This is a genomic window from Lysobacter helvus (genome assembly GCF_018406645.1).
GTDB classification, from domain to species: Bacteria; Pseudomonadota; Gammaproteobacteria; order Xanthomonadales; family Xanthomonadaceae; genus Noviluteimonas; species Noviluteimonas caseinilytica.
In genome coordinates, this window is the sequence record NZ_AP024546.1 from 1,196,755 (window position 1) to 1,213,377 (window position 16,623).

At 69.4% G+C, this 16,623-nt stretch carries 16 protein-coding genes and 1 pseudogene; 6 read left to right on the top strand and 11 right to left on the bottom strand.

The features are described from left to right. Nucleotides 1–278 precede the first annotated feature (278 nt). The 3 genes from LYSHEL_RS05900 (at nucleotide 279) to hemB (ending at nucleotide 3,254) form a co-directional block, all read left to right on the top strand. Nucleotides 279–614, top strand: a complete 336-nt coding sequence (locus tag LYSHEL_RS05900) for a hypothetical protein (RefSeq protein ID WP_213436637.1) — start codon at nucleotides 279–281, stop codon at nucleotides 612–614. Next, nucleotides 607–2,181, top strand: coding sequence for a PA domain-containing protein (locus tag LYSHEL_RS05905; protein WP_213436639.1), 1,575 nt, complete (start codon nucleotides 607–609; stop codon nucleotides 2,179–2,181). The genes LYSHEL_RS05900 and LYSHEL_RS05905 overlap by 8 nt, the downstream gene beginning before the upstream one ends. A gap of 77 nt (nucleotides 2,182–2,258) precedes the next feature. Then, nucleotides 2,259–3,254, top strand: coding sequence for a porphobilinogen synthase (gene hemB, locus LYSHEL_RS05910; protein WP_213436641.1), 996 nt, complete (start codon nucleotides 2,259–2,261; stop codon nucleotides 3,252–3,254). A 15-nt stretch (nucleotides 3,255–3,269) separates the two neighbouring features. Here hemB and LYSHEL_RS05915 read toward each other — a convergent pair whose 3' ends face one another. Further along, nucleotides 3,270–4,160, bottom strand: coding sequence for a TolB-like translocation protein (locus LYSHEL_RS05915; protein WP_213436643.1), 891 nt, complete (start codon nucleotides 4,158–4,160; stop codon nucleotides 3,270–3,272). A gap of 49 nt (nucleotides 4,161–4,209) precedes the next feature. Here LYSHEL_RS05915 and aroE point away from each other — a divergent pair, with 49 nt between their 5' ends. Then, nucleotides 4,210–5,055 (top strand): shikimate dehydrogenase, encoded by an 846-nt coding sequence (gene aroE, locus LYSHEL_RS05920; protein ID WP_213436645.1) that lies wholly within the window; start codon nucleotides 4,210–4,212, stop codon nucleotides 5,053–5,055. Between the two features lie 6 nt (nucleotides 5,056–5,061). Here aroE and LYSHEL_RS05925 read toward each other — a convergent pair whose 3' ends face one another. The 8 genes from LYSHEL_RS05925 to LYSHEL_RS05960 all read right to left on the bottom strand — a co-directional run bounded on the left by LYSHEL_RS05925 (nucleotide 5,062) and on the right by LYSHEL_RS05960 (nucleotide 12,806). Continuing rightward, nucleotides 5,062–6,363 (bottom strand): DUF58 domain-containing protein, encoded by a 1,302-nt coding sequence (locus tag LYSHEL_RS05925; RefSeq protein WP_213436647.1) that lies wholly within the window; start codon nucleotides 6,361–6,363, stop codon nucleotides 5,062–5,064. Beyond that, entirely contained in the window at nucleotides 6,360–7,349 is a 990-nt protein-coding gene (locus LYSHEL_RS05930) for an AAA family ATPase (RefSeq protein ID WP_213436654.1), read from the bottom strand. Before LYSHEL_RS05930 ends, LYSHEL_RS05925 begins: the two co-directional genes overlap by 4 nt. Beyond that, on the bottom strand, nucleotides 7,346–8,467 hold the full coding sequence (locus LYSHEL_RS05935; protein ID WP_213436656.1) for a DUF4350 domain-containing protein: 1,122 nt from the start codon (nucleotides 8,465–8,467) through the stop codon (nucleotides 7,346–7,348). The genes LYSHEL_RS05930 and LYSHEL_RS05935 overlap by 4 nt, the downstream gene beginning before the upstream one ends. Next, nucleotides 8,464–10,011: a DUF4129 domain-containing protein gene (locus LYSHEL_RS05940; protein WP_213436658.1), complete on the bottom strand. Its 1,548-nt coding sequence runs from the start codon at nucleotides 10,009–10,011 to the stop codon at nucleotides 8,464–8,466. Before LYSHEL_RS05940 ends, LYSHEL_RS05935 begins: the two co-directional genes overlap by 4 nt. Continuing rightward, nucleotides 10,001–10,993 carry a stage II sporulation protein M gene (locus LYSHEL_RS05945; protein ID WP_213436660.1) on the bottom strand — a complete coding sequence of 331 codons (993 nt, stop codon included), beginning with the start codon at nucleotides 10,991–10,993 and terminating at the stop codon, nucleotides 10,001–10,003. Before LYSHEL_RS05945 ends, LYSHEL_RS05940 begins: the two co-directional genes overlap by 11 nt. Then, entirely contained in the window at nucleotides 10,990–11,670 is a 681-nt protein-coding gene (locus tag LYSHEL_RS05950; RefSeq protein WP_213436661.1) for an RDD family protein, read from the bottom strand. The genes LYSHEL_RS05945 and LYSHEL_RS05950 overlap by 4 nt, the downstream gene beginning before the upstream one ends. A gap of 28 nt (nucleotides 11,671–11,698) precedes the next feature. After that, nucleotides 11,699–12,193 (bottom strand): RDD family protein, encoded by a 495-nt coding sequence (locus tag LYSHEL_RS05955; RefSeq protein ID WP_213436663.1) that lies wholly within the window; start codon nucleotides 12,191–12,193, stop codon nucleotides 11,699–11,701. Nucleotides 12,194–12,254: 61 nt separating this feature from the next. Continuing rightward, nucleotides 12,255–12,806 (bottom strand): gamma carbonic anhydrase family protein, encoded by a 552-nt coding sequence (locus LYSHEL_RS05960; RefSeq protein WP_407075162.1) that lies wholly within the window; start codon nucleotides 12,804–12,806, stop codon nucleotides 12,255–12,257. A gap of 46 nt (nucleotides 12,807–12,852) precedes the next feature. On the opposite strand from LYSHEL_RS05960, the gene LYSHEL_RS05965 reads away from it, so the two are divergent. Beyond that, complete coding sequence (locus tag LYSHEL_RS05965; protein WP_244858683.1) at nucleotides 12,853–14,289, top strand: coniferyl aldehyde dehydrogenase; 1,437 nt, start codon at nucleotides 12,853–12,855, stop codon at nucleotides 14,287–14,289. On the opposite strand, the gene LYSHEL_RS15980 is transcribed toward LYSHEL_RS05965, so the two are convergent. Then, nucleotides 14,286–14,801: a glutaredoxin gene (locus LYSHEL_RS15980; protein ID WP_244858723.1), complete on the bottom strand. Its 516-nt coding sequence runs from the start codon at nucleotides 14,799–14,801 to the stop codon at nucleotides 14,286–14,288. The two genes, LYSHEL_RS05965 and LYSHEL_RS15980, sit on opposite strands and share 4 nt — an antisense overlap. After that, nucleotides 14,781–15,788 (bottom strand): annotated as a pseudogene (gene cysK / locus LYSHEL_RS05970) (cysteine synthase A); the annotation flags it as partial. The pseudogene cysK and the gene LYSHEL_RS15980, both read right to left, overlap by 21 nt. A 65-nt stretch (nucleotides 15,789–15,853) precedes the next feature. Here cysK and xth point away from each other — a divergent pair. Continuing rightward, on the top strand, nucleotides 15,854–16,621 hold the full coding sequence (gene xth / locus LYSHEL_RS05975; protein WP_213436669.1) for an exodeoxyribonuclease III: 768 nt from the start codon (nucleotides 15,854–15,856) through the stop codon (nucleotides 16,619–16,621). Nucleotides 16,622–16,623: the final 2 nt, after the last annotated feature.

Sequence of the window (16,623 nt, forward strand, 5' to 3'; positions counted from 1 at the left end):
GTGCCGTTTGGCCCCGAAACCCGACCACCCGTCGGGTTTCTTTCGTTAGGGCTGCGTGAGGCGCGCGCTGCGAGCCGCGCCGGTCCTCGCCGCAGCCAAAACGTACCGCCGGTTACTGCTGCACTGCGGCATGAAGTGTGATCTGCGTCACACGCATGATCGGCCCCGACCCGCCGATTTCCGCGACAGCACGGCCGGGCCCACCAACGTGATTTCTTGGCCGCCGACCATTCCGGCGGACGCAGAGTCTGTCGCGACAAAGAAAGGGGTTCTGACACATGAAGGGCAAGGCACTTTTGATCCTGGCCGGCATCACGCTGGCCAGCGGCGCGATGACCGCGCAGGCGGCGAAGCCGATGACGGACGCCGACAAGCAGGCCGCGGCCAAGGCCGTGGCGCAGAACCACAAGAACTTCAACGTCGTCGCGCCGCGCACGATGGCGCAGGCCAACGGCACGCTCCGCCAGACGCCGAGCGGCGGCAAGGCGATCAGCGTCCCGACCGAGTTGTGGAACACGCTGAGCGTGCAGAAGCAGGCCGACGGCTCGCTGCGCATGGTCGAAAGCGATGGCACCGCGCCCGCCACCAAGTCGGAGGGCCTGCCCAATGAATAAGTCCCTGCTTGCCCTCACCGTCGCGATCGGCGTCGCGCTCGCCGGCATCGCCAGCGCCGCCGACGTCATCCCCGTCAACTTCGACGGCGCCAACGAGGGCTACAACGATCCGACCCCGGCCGCGCCCGTCGCGGGCAACCCCGGCACCACCGTCGGCCAGCAGCGCCAGATCGTCGCGCAGTTCGCCGCGGACCTCTGGGGTTCGGTGCTCGTCAGCAACGTGCCGATCTACGTCGGCGCGCAGTTCAATCCGCTCGGCGCCAACGTGCTTGGCCAGGCCGGCGCGGCGAACGTGTTCTTCGATGAAACCGGCCTCCCCGTTCCCGGCACGCTGTACAGCGGCGCGCTCGCCGATGCGTTGCACGGCAGCGACCTGGATCCGGGCTTCACCGACATCAACTCGCAGTTCTCGTCGGACTTCGCGTTCTACTACGGCCTCGACGGCAACACGCCGGCCGGGCAGATCAGCTTCCTCGACGTGGTGATGCACGAGTTCGGCCATGGCCTGGGCTTCCAGAACTTCGAGAACGAAGGCACCGGCCGCTTCCTCGCCGACATCCCCGACATCTATTCCACCTTCACCCTCGACAACAGCACCGGCAAGCTGTGGACGCAGATGACGGTGAACGAGCGTCGCCTGTCGGGCATCAACTACGGCAACGTCGTGTTCAACGGCCCCAGCGCCACGTTCGGCGCCGGGCTGATCCTCGATCCGCGCACCGCGTTCCGCGTCACCGCGCCGTCGTCGATCGCCGGTGAATACAACTACGGCACCGCGAGCTTCGGCGCGCCGGTGACGCCGGCCAACTTCAACGGCAACGTGGTCAACGGCCTGCCGGCCGATGGTTGCGCGCCGCTGACCAACGCGGGCGCCGTCGCCGGCAACATCGTGATCGTCGATCGCGGCACGTGCGGTTTCGTCGTCAAGGCGGCGAACGCGCAGGCCGCCGGTGCGACGGGCCTGATCGTGGCCAACAACACCGCGGGCAGCCCGGCCCCGGGCCTCGGCGGCGCCGATCCGACGCTGACCATCCCGACCATCAGCGTCACGCAACCCGACGGTGCGCTGATCAAGGGCGCGACCGGCGTGCAGGTCGGGCTGGTCGTCGATCCGTCGAAGCTGCAAGGTGCGGACAACGCGGGCCACCCGCGCCTGTTCATGCCCAACCCGGTGCAGAGCGGTTCGTCCGGTTCGCATTACGACACCGCGACGGCGCCGAACACGCTGATGGAGCCGGCGATCAACGATTCGCTCAACGCGGCGTTGAACATCGACATCACGGCGAACCTGCTGAAGGACACCGGCTGGCACCTCAACACCGGCAACGCGGTGATCGCGGGGTGCGATACCTCGATCAAGATCATCAACGATGCCGGCATCATCATCGGTGCCAACGTGCAGGCGACCAGCAACCTGATCGCGGCGACCTCGCCGGACAAGGCGACGTACCAGAACCGCATGTCGCAGTACAAGGACCAGATGGTCGCGGCGGGCCTGATCACGGGCAAGCAGGGCGGCAAGATGATGCAGTGCGCCGCGAAGATCGTGAAGAACTCCAAGATCTGACTCCGCACCGCAGCGTTGCAACACAACGGCGCCCCCCGGGGCGCCGTTTTCGTTGGCCGGGCGTAGAATCCGCGCCCATGACCTACCCCTACGTCCGCCCACGGCGCATGCGCCGCGACGAGTTCTCGCGCCGCCTGATGCGCGAGCACGTCCTCACCGCCAACGACCTGATCTATCCGGTCTTCGTGCACGAACTCGCCGGCCGCGCCGCGGTGGGCTCGATGCCGGGCGTCGAACGCGTGTCGATCGAGGAACTGCTGCGCGTGGCCGAGACGGCGAGCGAGCTGCGCGTGCCGGCGCTCGCGCTGTTCCCGGTGACCGCGCCCGAAGCGAAATCGTTGACGGCCGAAGCCGCATGGGCCGACGACGGCCTGGTGCAGCGCGCCGTGCGTGCGTTGAAGCAGCGCTTCCCGGAGCTTGGCGTCATCACCGACGTCGCCCTCGATCCCTACACCTCGCACGGCCAGGACGGCCTGGTCGACGACAGCGGTTACGTCGTCAACGACGACACGGTCGAAGCGCTCGTGAAGCAGGCGCTGTCGCATGCGCGCGCGGGCGCGGATGTCGTCGCACCGTCGGACATGATGGACGGACGCATCGGCGAGATCCGCGGCGCGCTCGAGCTCGAGGGCCACGTGCACACGCGCATCCTCGCCTACAGCGCGAAGTACGCATCGAGTTTCTACGGCCCGTTCCGCGATGCGGTGGGCTCGGCCGGCGCGCTCGGCAAGGGCAACAAGTTCACCTACCAGATGGATCCGGCCAACGCCGACGAAGCGCTGCGCGAAGTCGCGCTCGACCTCGACGAAGGCGCGGACATGATCATGGTCAAGCCCGGCCTGCCGTACCTGGACATCGTGCGACGCGTGAAGGACGAATTCGGTGCGCCCACGTTCGTCTACCAGGTGAGCGGCGAGTACGCGATGTTGAAGGCGGCGATCGGCAACGGCTGGCTCGACGAGCGCGGCTGCGTGCTGGAAGCGCTGACGTCGATCAAGCGCGCGGGCGCCGACGGCGTGCTGACGTATTTCGCGCTCGATGCGGCGCGCTGGCTGCGCGAAGCGAACCCGTAACCGGCGGCGTGCGCCTCAGCGCACGCACCCATCCTTGCCGCCGGCCGCGGGAGCGCGCAGGCGGTAGATGTCGAGCTTGCCTGCATGCGGCGCCTTCGCCGCACCGCTGACCAGCAGTTCGCCCGGCTTGTTCCAATCGATCGCCGGGCCGAGCGTCCACGAATCCGTGGCATTGAACGACAACGCGAGCGGCGCGGCGTTCGCATACGTCGTGCCGTCGCAGCGCGCAACGAACAACTGGATCGGCGCGTCGTCCACGTTGGTCGAGCGCGCGAAGACGAGCGTGCGGCCATCGTCGAGCCATGCGGCGTCGAAATCATCGGCGGCGGTATTCACGCCGGGCACCGGGCGCGGATCGACGAAGGCCTTGCCGTTCCAGTGCGCGACGAACAAGTCGTGCCGCCCCGCGCCGCCGAAGCCATTGCTCGCGAACAACAGGTGCTGGCCATCGCGGCTCGGCGTGGGCGCCCACTCGTCGCCCGCGGAGTTGACGCCCGCGCCCAGCGATTCCACGTCGCCGAACGTCCCGTCGGGATGGACGGGCACGCGATACAGATCGTCGCCGCCGCGCCCGCCGGGTCGGTTGGAAAAGAAATACAGCCAGCGGCCATCGGCGGAGAACAGCGGGTCGAAGTCCTTCGCGGGCCCGTCGAACGTGGCCGGCTGCGGATCCACCCAGCGGCCGCCGTCGCGGCGCGCGATCCAGATATCCCATCCGCCGGGGCCGCCCGTGCGGTCGGGGCTGCCCCAGGCGATGTGCGTACCGTCCGGGCTGACCGACGCGCGGATTTCGTTGGCGGGCGTCGACACGGCATGCATGCCTTCGATGCCAAATTCAGCCAGGGCCCCGGCGCTGCCGGTGGCCAGGAGTAAAGTGGCCGCGCACCAGGTCCACGGACGTTCCATCGGCAATACCTTGCGTCGCAGGATGCGGCGCAGTCTAAGGGAGACGGCGATGAGCAGGCATTACGCGGTGTTCGGGCATCCGGTTGCGCACTCGCTCTCGCCGCGGATCCATGCGGCCTTCGGGCGGCAGACGTCGATCCCCATCGACTACCGCGCGATCGACGTGGAGCCCGGCCAGTTCACGCATGCGCTGATGGATTTCGTCGCATCCGGCGGCGCCGGCGCGAATGTCACGCTGCCGCTCAAGCAAGCGGCGTTCACGCTGTGCGACGACCTCACCGAACGCGCGCGCCGCGCCGGCGCCGTCAACACGCTCGTGCGCAACGGCGATACGTGGCACGGCGACAACACCGATGGCGTGGGCCTGGTCCGCGATCTCACCGAACGCCACGCACTCGACCTGCGCGCCCGCCGCACCTTGCTGATCGGCGCGGGTGGTGCGGCACGCGGGGTTGCGCCCGCGTTGCTCGACGCAGGGATCGGCGACTTGTTCATCGTCAATCGCACGCCCGAACGCACCGACCAGCTCGCCGATGCCCTGGCCGAACCGGACCGCGTGCATCCGCGCTACCTGGGCGATTTACAGGCGCTCGGCGAATTCGACCTGATCCTCAATGCCACCTCTGCTGCGCGCGACGGCAGCCACGTGCCGGCGATGCCGCGCGCGATCGTCGGCCGGCGGTGCGCCGCGGTGGACCTCAACTACGGCGAGGCGGCGATCCCGTTCCTCGCCTGGGCGCGCGCGGCGGGGTGCCACGATGTCGTCGACGGGCTGGGCATGCTGGTCGAACAGGCCGCGGAAAGCTTCGCGCGCTGGCACGGCGTGCGGCCGGAAACCGACGCGGTCTACGCGATGCTCAATTCGAACCACGATGCGCTGGTGACCGCGGACTGACCTGCGTCAGAGCGAACCGTCGCGCTTGATCGCCAAGTAGCGCTCCACCAGCGCGGCCGGCAATTCCGCGCACGTCACGTCCACCACCTGCACGCGATGCCGGCGCAACGCATCGTGCGCGGCGGCGCGTTGTTCGAGGTATTGCGCGGCCGCGGACGTGCGCAACGCCGAGGCCAGGTCCGGGGCATCGGCTTCCAGCGCCGCATCCACCGCGTCCTCGCGCAGGCTGGCCACGACCACCTGGTGGCGTCGCTGCAGCATGCGCACCGCGGCCAGCACGTCGTCGATGTCTTCGTCGCGCAGGTTGGTCACCAGCATCACCAGGCTGCGGCGCGCCTGGCGCGTGGCCAGTTCCGTCGCGGCGGCGAGGTAATCGGTGGCGACGGGGCGCGGTTGCAGGTCGTAGGTCGCGCGCAACAGCGTATCGATCGCGCCCAGGCCGCGTTGCGGGGCGACCCAGCATGGATCGCCGCCCGTCGCGAGCAGGCCGACCGCATCGCCCTGCCGCAACGCGAGGTACGACACCACGAGCGCGGCATCGAGCACGCGATCGAAGTGCGTCAGCGCACCGTCGCGCGCAAGCATGCGGCGACCGGTGTCGATCACCACGAGCAGTTGCTGGTTGCGTTCGTCCTGGTATTCGCGCGAGATCAGGCGACGCATGCGCGAGGTCGCCTTCCAGTCCACCTGGCGCAGGCTGTCGCCGACGCGGTAGTCGCGCATCTGGTGGAAGTCGGTGCCTTCGCCGCGGCGGCGCTTCACGTGCGCGCCCACCAGGCGCGAGGCCTGGTCCGCGCTGAGCAGCGCCAGCCGCGCGAGCGGTGCGAAGTTGGGATACACGCGCACGGACTGCGGCGCACCGAGCACGCGCGCGCGGTGCCACAGGCGCCACGGCGAGGCCAGGCGCACGTGCACGCCGTCGAACGCGAAGTCGCCGCGCGCTTCGGGGCGCAACCGGTAGTCGAACCGTGCGCTGGTCCCGGCGGCCACATGCAGCGTGCGCGGCAACCCGGTGCACGACCAGCCTTCGGGATGCAGGTCGTGCACGTCGGCGCGCAACGCGCGTGCACCGGCTTCGATGCGCAGGCCGATGTCGCGTTCGACGCCGATCGGGAACGCCTCCGGCACGATGCGCGACACGTCGGGCGGCGCCGCGCGCCACAGCCGCACGCCATCGAGCAACGCCGCCGCCGCGAGCGCGATGCCGGACCACGTCCACGTCGACGCAGGCACGAACTCGAGGCTCGCGAGCAGGCCGATCGCCGCCCACGCGAACAGGCACGCCAGCAGCGGCGGGGCCGGTCTCATTGGCGGGGCGCGTCCACCTTGGCGAGCAGCGCGTGCAGGACGTCGTCGGTCGCCTGTCCTTCGATCTGCAGTTCGGGCGCGAGTGCGATGCGATGGCGCAGCGCAGGCTTGGCGATGTCGCGCACGTCGTCGGGCGTGACGAAATCGCGCCCGGCCAGCACCGCCTGCGCGCGTGCGGTGCGCACCAGCGCGATGCTGCCGCGCGGTCCCGCGCCGAGCGCGATGCCGGGCCACGTGCGCGTGGCCCCGACGATACGCACGGCGTAGTCGATCACGGACGCATCCACGCGCACCGCGGCGGTGCCCAGCTGCAGGCCGATGATTTCATCCTGCCCGAGCACCTGCGGCACCTGCGACAGGTCGAAGTCCGACGCCATGCGCCCGTCGCTCACCGACGCGACCATCCGCGTTTCGTCCTCGAACGAGGGATAGCCGATCAGCACCTTGAGCAGGAAGCGATCCAGCTGCGCTTCGGGCAACGGGTAGGTGCCTTCGAGTTCCAGCGGGTTCTGCGTCGCCAGCGTCATGAAGGGCGGCGCGAGCGGGAAGCTCTGGCCTTCGATCGTCACCTGCTGTTCCTGCATCGCTTCGAGCAGCGCGGACTGCGTCTTCGCCGGTGCGCGGTTGATCTCGTCGGCGAGCAGCAGGTTGGTGAACACCGGGCCGCGGCGCACCTGGAACCGTTCGGTCTTCGGGTCGTACACGGCGTGGCCGCTGATGTCGCTGGGCATCAGGTCGGGCGTGAACTGCACGCGTGCATGCGCGCAGCCCAGGGCCTGCGCGAGTGCGCGCACCAGCAACGTCTTGCCGAGGCCGGGCACGCCTTCCAGCAATACGTGGCCGCTGGCGAGCAGCGCCACGATGACCTGGTCCAGCACGTCGTCCTGGCCGATGAAGGCGCGCGCGACGGCATCGCGCACGGCGGCGGCGCGCGCGATGAGGACTTCGCCCGAGATCGGGGCCGGGGGAAGGACGATGTCGTTCATAGGCGGTTTCTCAAGGCGATCAGGCGGGAAATGCGGGCGCGGAAATCCGCGGCGTCGAGGGTTCGGGGCGTCAGCAGTGCAGCCGCGATGTCTTCGGGCGCCAGGCCGGTGCGTGCGGCGATCGCGGCGACCTGGTCGTCGCCTTCGAGCGCGGCGGCGACGGGATCGCGACGGCGCAGGCGCGCGAGCACGTGGCGGCGCAAGGCGTCGTGCAGCACGGCGCCGCGGCCGTAGCGATACAGGTGTTCGCCGCTGGCCTGCACGTGTTCGAGCAGGGCACGGCGATCTTCGGGCGCCGACGGCAGGCGCGGCCCGAGGCGTTGCGCGCGCATCCACAACCAGCCAACGAGCAACAAGGCGAGCGGCACGAGGACGCGCCACGCGTTGTCGAGCAGCAGGCGCCACAAAGGCGGCATGTCGGACGCATAGACGAGATGGAACGTGCCCTTGCCATAGTTCGGCGCGAGCAGCTGGCGCGTGAACCCGGCGTTGAACACGCCGTTGATGCCGGCGTTGTCGAGGAAATCCGCGTCCGTCACGACGTCCACCGTGCCCGCGCCGTAGGCGATGCGGGCGAACGCATACCCGGGTTCCTTGTCGTCATGCCATCCAAGCACCGGCGGTGCGACGAGTTCGAAGCGGCGGCCGCACAAGGTGCGGTTCGAGTGCGCGTGCTCTTGCGGCCAGTAGGAGACACACCCGAAGGTGTCCAGTTTCGGCCTGACGCCCAGCGCCCCCAACAGCGGCACGTTGCGACCGGCCCTCGCGCGAGTCCCCCACGCCAGGGGCGTCAGCAGGTGTCCGCCGCTTTGCACGAAGGCCAACAGGCGCGCGACCTCGCGTTGCGACAGCGTGTTCGGATTGGCCAGCAGCACCACGGTGTCATGCGCGCCGAGCGGATGCTTGTCGAGCGCCAGCCGGCTGCGCGCATCCACGCGCTGGCCGTCGTGCTGCAACGCGACCTTCAGCAAGTACAGCGGATTGGTTGCGGCTTCGCCCTTCGGCGGCAACCAGTGGTCGACCGGCCGGCGTTCGAACGTTGCCGTCCACCACATGCCGATGGCAACGATGAGTACCAGCGCGACGAGTGCGGCGAACCCGGTCGTGCGCTTGTTCATCGCGACCACCCGAACCGCTCGGCCATGCGCGCCAGTTGCGCTTCGAACGTGGCTTCCTCCGGCAGGCGATCGGCGTACGCGGCGTATTGCCACGTGCGCACGACGGCGTTGAAGGCGTCGCGATCCTCGTTGTCCTGCAGCGCGCGCGCGGCGCGCAGGCATTCTGCCTCGGTGGCGCCGGGCACGAGGCGCGCACCGGTGCGCGCCACCATCGCCGCCACGCTGGCGCGATACAGCAACGCGAGCGCGGCCCGCACGCGGCCTTCGCGCCAGAGCGCGCGCGCGGCGGTGGGGATGTCGTCGGGCAGGCGTGCTGCGTGGACGAGCGGTGCGACGTCGATGCCGGAATCGGTGGACGTGGCGGGTTTCATGTCCTGCAACCACGGCAGCCAGCGCTTGCGCGAGACCAGCAGCAACAGCAGCACCAGCACCACCAGCAACCACAGCGCGGATTCGGCGAGCATGCCGAAGAAGTCCGAGATCGCGCGCAGGGCCGGCGATTCTTCGTACTCGACGGTGCCGGGCTTCGGCTTGTCGCGCCGCACCCATTCCTTGCGCGTTTCCTTGCGGCGGTAATCCGGGTCGTCGAGCGCTTCCTTGACGGCCTTGCGGAACGGGGCTTCCGACGCACGCCCTTCGCCGAACAACCGCGGCAACGTGGGAGGGCCCTCCTTCTCCTCTTCCTTTTCCTGCTTCGGCTTCACGACGGCCTTGTCGGGCACCGTGGTGTCCGCGCGCGCGGGCGGTGCGATCGCCAGCGTGCCGCCCACGACGAGCAGCAGTACCATCGCGGCGCCACCGAGGCGTTCGCGCAGGCGGCGGAACACCAGCTCCACGTCCCAGGCTTCCAGGTCCGTGCGCCGGTTGAGGTACAAGCCGAAGCCGGCGCCGACGTAGAACGGTTCCATCACGCTCATCGCGCCCCAGTACAGCGCATTGAACCCCAGGTGCGCCCAGGTTGGCGGGTCGCGCATCAACCACGACAGCAAGCCCAGCGCATCGCTGAACCGGTCGGGCGGTGCGAACAACGGCACCAGCCACAGCACGCCCATCAGCAGGGCGAATTCGAAGTTCGCGCACACCAGCGTCACCACGGTCGCCACGCCGCGCGCGGATCCGCCGACCACGCGACGACGCGCACTGCCGCTGTCCGCGCCTTCGAGCAAATCCACCGGCAGGTACAGCGCGCGCAACGGTGACAGGCGGCGCCACGTCAGGTGCTGGACCATCGCGCGCCATCCCCACGTGCGTTGCGCCGCCAACGTGGCACGCGTGTCGGGCGCATCGCCGAATACCGCGCGCGAGAGCACGAACAACGGCACGCGATCGAATACCGGCTTGAGCCACCACAGCACGAGCGGTGCGTACGCCAGCAGGTCCAGCCACCAGCCGAGCGCGTTGACCACGGCGAACACGGGCAGCGTGACCAGGCACCAGGGCCGCAGGATCGCGCGGAAGTGGCGGCGCACGAGCGCCATGCCCAGCTCCACCGCTTCCCAGGACGAACGCGGGCGCAGCACGATGCGGACCTGGTCAAGGCGCATCGGTCGCTCCCTTGCCGCCGCGCGCGAGCCACGTCAGCACGCCGGTCCACAGCACCGCACCGACGGTGAACGTGATGATCGGATCGCGCGTGCCGATCGACGACCAGAACGCCTCGACGAACGCGGCGACCAGCAACATGCCGAGCACGCCCACGCTGAGCAGCGCACCGCGGCGCCCGGCTTCGATCAACGCGTCGACGCGACGCCGCTGGCCGGGCGCCAGCAGGTCCACGCCCAGGCGCAGGCCCGCGGCACCGGCGATCACGACGCCGGTGAGTTCGAACGCCGAATGCCCGACGACGAAGCGCCAGAGGGGTCCGTCGAAACCCACGCCGTGCAGGTGCCCGGCGACCGCGCCGCCGTAGACGCCGTTGAACAGCAGCACGAACGCCGTGCCCACGCCGGCCAGCAACCCCGCGGCGAACGTGCGGAAGGCGATGCTGATGTTGTTGAAGATGTAGAGGCCGAACATCGCGACGTCGGTGCCGCTGGTGCGTCCGACGTCGACGTTGCCCGGGTCGTACATCCGCTCGAATTGCGCCACTTCCATCGGCGACAGCAGCGTGTGCACGAGTTCGGGATGCCACGTCACCGCGATGTACATCGCCACCGCGGGCACGACGAACAACGCCGTCGACAGCCACAGGCACACCGGGTCGGCGCGCACCAGCCGCGGGAAGTCCGCGAGGAAGAAGCGCAGCGCGCGGCGCCACGGCAACGGTGGCGGGCGGTACAGCGCCGTGTGCCCGCGTTCCATCAGCACCTGCAGGCGGTCCACCACCGCAGGGCTGTAACCGCGGCGGCGCGCGAGGCCGAGGTGCTGGCACACGCGCCGGTAGCGCGCGGGCATGTCCGCGTCCGATAGCCCCTGCCACGTGGCATCGGCGCGCGCGCGGCCGGGATGTCCGGCGCGCTTGTCGAGCCAGGCTTCCAGCGCGTCCCATTCCGCCGCGTGGCGGGCGATGAACTGGGCCTGCCTCATCGGCGCCCCAGCAGCCAGTTGGCGAGGCCGAACAGGCGCTCCACGCCTTCCGCACCCCGCGCCTGCGTCATCGGTTCCACCAGGTCGGCGAGTTCGGCCTGGCGCTCCGGCGTGAGCGTGGGCGCGCGTTCGGCGAAGGCGATGACCGCGGCTTGTTCGGCGGGACGCAGCACGATGCCCACGCCGTGCGGAGGCGCCTCGGCCAGCGGCGGACGCTTGCGCTCGCGTGCGACGTGCACGACGAGCGTGCGCGCCACGATGTCGCCCAGGCGCCGTCCCCACGGATCGGCGAGGCTCGTCACCAGGCCCGTTGCGTATCCGAACGGCAGCATGTCCACGGTGCGCAGCAGGTTGCGCGCGAACGCGGCCACCCAGCCGATCGGGCCGCCGTCCTGCGCGACGACGCGCAGTTCCATCACGCGCTTGCCGGGCGTCTGGCCGTTGAACAGGCCTTCGCAGACCACCGGATAGGCCCATGCGATGCCGAACAGCACGACCAGGTAGACGCCGTAGCCGGCCATCTCGAGGAACGAAAGCAGCGAACCGGCGGCGATGACCAGGCCGAGGCGGATGGCGAAATCGATGCCCCACGCGATCGCGCGCGGCACGGGCCCCGCGGCGGGCAGTCGCAGGGCGACGCCTTCGGGGGTGTGGACTTCGCGTACCGAGTCGAGCATCTGCAGCGATCCTTCGCGTGGTGGCCGGTCAGGCGTCGACGACGATGGTGTCGGCGAAATGATCGTGCAGGCAGCGCCGTCCCTCGCCGAAGATCGCGAGCGCATCCACCAGCAGGAACAACTGCCCGGCCACGGGCAACAGGCCGATCACGCCGGGCAGCAGCATGCGCAGCAGGAAGGTGCGCCCCAGGCCCGCGCGCGATCCGTCCACGCGCACGATGCGGATGCCGATCCATCGCTTGCCGAGCGTCTGGCCGTGTCGATGCAGCAGCACGACGTCGATGACGAGCACGACGGCGGAGACGACGGCCGCGGCCCCGAGGATGCCGACGATGGCATCCGTCACCATCATGCCGTTGAAGAACCATGCGAGGAACACGGGACCCAGCAACAACGTGTTGTCCAGCACCGCGGCGCCCAGGCGCGCGGCACGCGAACTGCGTTCGCCGCTGCTGGCCGAAACCGGTTGCTCGACGCGCGCCGCGGGCGCGGCGTACGGATTCGCGCCGATTGGATCCTGCATCCCTGGTTCCCCTGCCCCTGCTTACGGCCCTACTGTGACCGGCCCGCAGGATGCCCGCAACTCAGGCAACGCCACCCGCGAGGTACTGGTCCTTCAACCGCACGTAGTGGCCGGCGGAGTAATAGAGCGCTTCGATCTCCGCATCGGACAGCACGCGTACTTTCTTTGCCGGGTTGCCGAGCCACAGTTCGCCGCGGCCGACCACCTTGCCCGGTGTCACCAGCGCGCCGGCGCCGACGAAGCCGTGCTGTTCCACCACCGCGCCGTCGAGCACGATCGCGCCCATGCCGATCAGCACGGCGTCCTCGATGCGGCACGCATGCACGATCGCCTTGTGACCGATGGTCACGTCGTTGCCGATCACGGTGGCGAAACCGCCGAGTTTCGCGTGCGGGCCATCGTGGCTGACGTGCACCACGGTGCCGTCCTGCACGTTGGTGCGCGCACCGATGCGGATGAAATTGACGTCGCCGCGGATGATCGTGCCGGGCCACACGGAGGTGTCGTCGCCGAGCACGACGTCGCCGATGACGCTCGCGGCGGGGTCGACGTAGCAACGCTCGCCGAGGATCGGCAACTTGCCGAGATAGGGGCGCAGGGACATGGCGCGCATTGTAAGGGCGCGCGTCGGCGCGGGGGCGTGGCGCATACTTCCCCGCATGGATGCCGCACCCCACCTGACGATCGCCACCCCGCCCGCCGCCGACCTCCCGGCCACGCTCGAACGCCTGCGCACCGCATGGTTGGCGAACAAGCCCGGCCTGGAACAACGACGCGCGGACCTGGGCCGCCTGCGGCACGTGCTGTCCCGCCGCCTGGAGGCGATGGACGCGGCGATCCGCGCCGATTTCGGCCATCGCTCGACGCACGAGAACCTGATTTCCGAAGCGATGGTGACGCTGTCGGAGATCGACCTGGCGCGCCGCAAGCTGCGCCGCTGGGCGAAGCCGCGGCGCGTGGGCGTGGGCTGGAAATTCTGGCCGGCGCGCGCGGAGATCCGCCCGTTGCCGGTGGGCGTGGTCGGCATCATCAGTCCGTGGAATTACCCGGTGAACCTGGCGCTGGTGCCGCTGGTGTCGGCGATCGCGGCGGGCAACCACGTGTACCTCAAGCCGTCGGAGCACACGCCGCGCACGAGTGAATTCCTGCGCGACTTGCTCGCGGAAGTGTTTCCCGCGGATCGCGTTGCCGTGGCGATCGGTGGCGCGGACGTGGGCGCGGCGTTTTCCGCGTTGCCGTTCGACCATCTGTTGTTCACCGGTTCGACGGCCGTCGGACGCAAGGTGATGGCGGCGGCCGCGCCCAACCTCACGCCGGTGACGCTGGAACTCGGCGGAAAAGCGCCGGCCGTGGTCGCGCCGGATTTCCCGCTCGACCTGGCCGCCGCGCGCATCGCCAGCGGCAAGTGGTTCAACGCGGGGCAGACCTGCATCGGCGTGGATTACGCGCTGGTGGACGTGGCACGCCGCGATGCGTTCGTCGCTGCGCTGCGTGCGCAGGTGCAGGCGCGTTTCGGCGACTTCGCTGATGCGAGCAACTACACGCGCATCATCAACGCGGGGCAGTTCGACCGGTTGCAGGGCTACGTGGACGATGCGCGTGCGCGCGGATGCACGGTGGTGCCGCTGGTGGAGGTCGCGCCGGAGCGCATGCGCGCCGAGCGCCTGTTCCCGCCGACGCTGGTGCTGGATCCGCCCGACGACAGCGCGGTGATGCGCAACGAGATCTTCGGGCCGTTGCTCCCGGTACGCACGTACGCGCGGCTGGACGAGGCGCTGGCGTACATCGGCACGCACGATCGGCCGCTGGCGTTGTATCCGTTCTCGAACGACACGCGCACGGTGGAACGGATCATCGGTTCGACGCTGGCCGGCGGCGTCACGGTCAACGACACGCTCGTGCATTTCGCTGTGGACGGATTGCCGTTCGGTGGCAGCGGGCCGAGTGGCATGGGCGCGATCCACGGACGCACGGGCTTCGACACCTTCAGCAAATTGTTGCCGGTGTTCCGGCAGACGCGCTGGGCGGCGACGGATCTGTTGCGGCCGCCCTACAAGGGCTACGTCGACCGGCTGGTGCGCTTCCTCGCGCGCTAGGCCGGTTCGCGCGGGTGCACCCAGTTCGGTAACAACGTGTACGGGTCCAGCGCGATCTTCCGGTCGTAGTCGACGCGCGCGCCTTCGAGCTGCTGTTGCATCTGCCCGCTGCGCATCGCGTCGAACAACTCCGTGCACCCGCCGATGTGCGCGCCGCCGATGAAGATCTGCGGGATCGTCTGCGCGAACTGCTTGCGCAACACCGCGCGAATCTTCACGCCCAGGTCGCCCTGCTGGTACGCGACCGAATCCAGGTCGACGCTTTCGTAGTCAATGCCTAGCCGCGCGAACAACTTGCGCACCGCCCAGCAGAACTCGCACCACTCCAGCGCGAACAACACGACGGGCTTGTCGCGGATGACTTGCGCGACGAAGGCTTCGGCGCGGGCATCGAGCGGCTCTTCATCGGGCACGGGCGCGAGTCCGGGGATCGCGCACACCGGTGGCGGCGTGGGCCGATCGAAGCGATATCCGGGCGTCGAACGCGAGATGGCCACCTCGTCGTCGTTCATCGTTTCCGAAATGTGTTCGAACAGCGGCGTCGACATGTAGCGCTCACCGGTGTCGGGCAGCATGCAGACGATGTTGGTGCCGGGCGCGCTGCGGCGGGCGACGTGGAGTGCGGCGACCACCGTGGCGCCGCTCGACGGGCCGGCGAGGATGCCTTCGACCGTCGCCAGTTCGCGCGCCACGCGCAACGCATCGGCGCCGGCGATGGGGACGATTTCATCGACGAGCTGTTCGTCGCGCGCCGATTGCGTGAGGCGCGGGATGAAATCGGGCGTCCAGCCCTGGATGAGGTGCGGCTGGAAATGCGGATGGCTGCGGCTGGGCGCGCCGTTCGCATCGCGCGGTTGCGGAATGCCGCTGGCGAGGATCGGCGCGTTGTCCGGTTCGGCGACCACGATGCGGATGCGCGGATCGGCCTGTCGCAACACGCGGCCGACGCCGAGCAACGTGCCGCCGGTGCCGGTGCCGGTCACGAAGCAGTGCAGCGTGTCGCCTTCGAAATCCGCGAGGATTTCCCGCGCCGTCGTGCGCATGTGGACTTCGGCGTTGGCGGGATTCTCGAACTGGCGGCACAGGAACCATCCGTGCGCCTGCGACAGCTCCACCGCCTTGGCCAGCATGCCCGAACCTTTCTCCGCCGCCGGCGTCAGCACCACTTTCGCACCGAGGAACCGCAACAGCTTGCGCCGCTCGATGCTGAAGTTTTCCGCCATCACCACGACCAGCGGATAGCCCTTCTGCGCGCACACCATTGCGAGGCCGATGCCGGTATTGCCGCTGGTGGCTTCCACCACCGTCTGGCCCGGCGCGAGCGTGCCCGCGCGTTCGGCGGCTTCGATCACCGCGCGCGCCATGCGGTCCTTGACCGAGCCCAGCGGGTTGAAGGATTCGAGCTTGGCGAACACGTTGACGCCGGGGGGCGCGAGCTTGCCCAGGCGCACCAGGGGCGTGTTGCCGATCGTGTCGAGTATCGTGTCGTACCGCGCCATGCTGCCTCCTCCGGGGCCTTCCATCCGGGAAGAACGCGAACCCGCGCGCCAATGGGACTGCCTGCTTGAAGATCGCCAGCTGGAACGTCAATTCGCTCAACGTGCGCATGCCGCACCTGGTGCAGTGGTTGCGCGATGCGCAGCCGGACATCGTCGCGCTGCAGGAAACCAAGCTCGACGACGAACGCTTCCCCGATTCGCAACTCGCCGAACTCGGCTACCGCAGCGTGTTCTGCGGGCAGAAGACCTACAACGGCGTCGCGGTGCTGAGCCGCCTGCCGTTCACCGGGGAATGCGTCACCGCGATCCCCGGGTTCGAGGATCCGCAGAAGCGCGTGCTGGCGGCCACCGTCGGCGACGTGCGCATCGTCGACCTGTACGTGGTGAACGGCGAGGCCGTGGGCAGCGCGAAGTTCGAGTACAAGCTGCGGTGGTTCGAAGCTGTGCGCGAATGGCTGCGCGCCGAACTGGCCGCGCATCCCAACCTCGTCGTGCTGGGCGATTTCAACATCGCGCCGGACGACCGCGACGTCCACGATCCCAAGCGCTGGCGCGAGAAGATCCTGTGCTCCACGCCCGAGCGCGACGCGCTGCGTTCGCTGCAGGCGCTGGGCCTGCACGACAGCTTCCGCCTGTTCAACGAAGACGGCGGCCATTACAGCTGGTGGGATTACCGGCTCGCAGCCTTCCAGCGCGGCTGGGGCCTGCGCATCGACCTGGTGCTCGTCAGCGATGCGCTGAAGGCGCGCACCACGGCCGCCGGCATCGACCTGGTCCCGCGCGGCTGGGAACGGCCGAGCGACCACACGCCGGTGTGGGTGCAGATCGACTGATC

Bases quoted from the DNA above. Each gene is read 5' to 3' on its own strand.
- LYSHEL_RS05900 (WP_213436637.1), top strand. From the start codon at position 279: ATGAAGGGCAAGGCACTTTTGATCCTGGCCGGCATCACGCTGGCCAGC.
- LYSHEL_RS05905 (WP_213436639.1), top strand. From the start codon at position 607: ATGAATAAGTCCCTGCTTGCCCTCACCGTCGCGATCGGCGTCGCGCTC.
- hemB (WP_213436641.1), top strand. From the start codon at position 2,259: ATGACCTACCCCTACGTCCGCCCACGGCGCATGCGCCGCGACGAGTTC.
- LYSHEL_RS05915 (WP_213436643.1), bottom strand. From the start codon at position 4,160: ATGGAACGTCCGTGGACCTGGTGCGCGGCCACTTTACTCCTGGCCACC.
- aroE (WP_213436645.1), top strand. From the start codon at position 4,210: ATGAGCAGGCATTACGCGGTGTTCGGGCATCCGGTTGCGCACTCGCTC.
- LYSHEL_RS05925 (WP_213436647.1), bottom strand. From the start codon at position 6,363: ATGAGACCGGCCCCGCCGCTGCTGGCGTGCCTGTTCGCGTGGGCGGCG.
- LYSHEL_RS05930 (WP_213436654.1), bottom strand. From the start codon at position 7,349: ATGAACGACATCGTCCTTCCCCCGGCCCCGATCTCGGGCGAAGTCCTC.
- LYSHEL_RS05935 (WP_213436656.1), bottom strand. From the start codon at position 8,467: ATGAACAAGCGCACGACCGGGTTCGCCGCACTCGTCGCGCTGGTACTC.
- LYSHEL_RS05940 (WP_213436658.1), bottom strand. From the start codon at position 10,011: ATGCGCCTTGACCAGGTCCGCATCGTGCTGCGCCCGCGTTCGTCCTGG.
- LYSHEL_RS05945 (WP_213436660.1), bottom strand. From the start codon at position 10,993: ATGAGGCAGGCCCAGTTCATCGCCCGCCACGCGGCGGAATGGGACGCG.
- LYSHEL_RS05950 (WP_213436661.1), bottom strand. From the start codon at position 11,670: ATGCTCGACTCGGTACGCGAAGTCCACACCCCCGAAGGCGTCGCCCTG.
- LYSHEL_RS05955 (WP_213436663.1), bottom strand. From the start codon at position 12,193: ATGCAGGATCCAATCGGCGCGAATCCGTACGCCGCGCCCGCGGCGCGC.
- LYSHEL_RS05960 (WP_407075162.1), bottom strand. From the start codon at position 12,806: ATGCGCGCCATGTCCCTGCGCCCCTATCTCGGCAAGTTGCCGATCCTC.
- LYSHEL_RS05965 (WP_244858683.1), top strand. From the start codon at position 12,853: ATGGATGCCGCACCCCACCTGACGATCGCCACCCCGCCCGCCGCCGAC.
- LYSHEL_RS15980 (WP_244858723.1), bottom strand. From the start codon at position 14,801: ATGAACGACGACGAGGTGGCCATCTCGCGTTCGACGCCCGGATATCGC.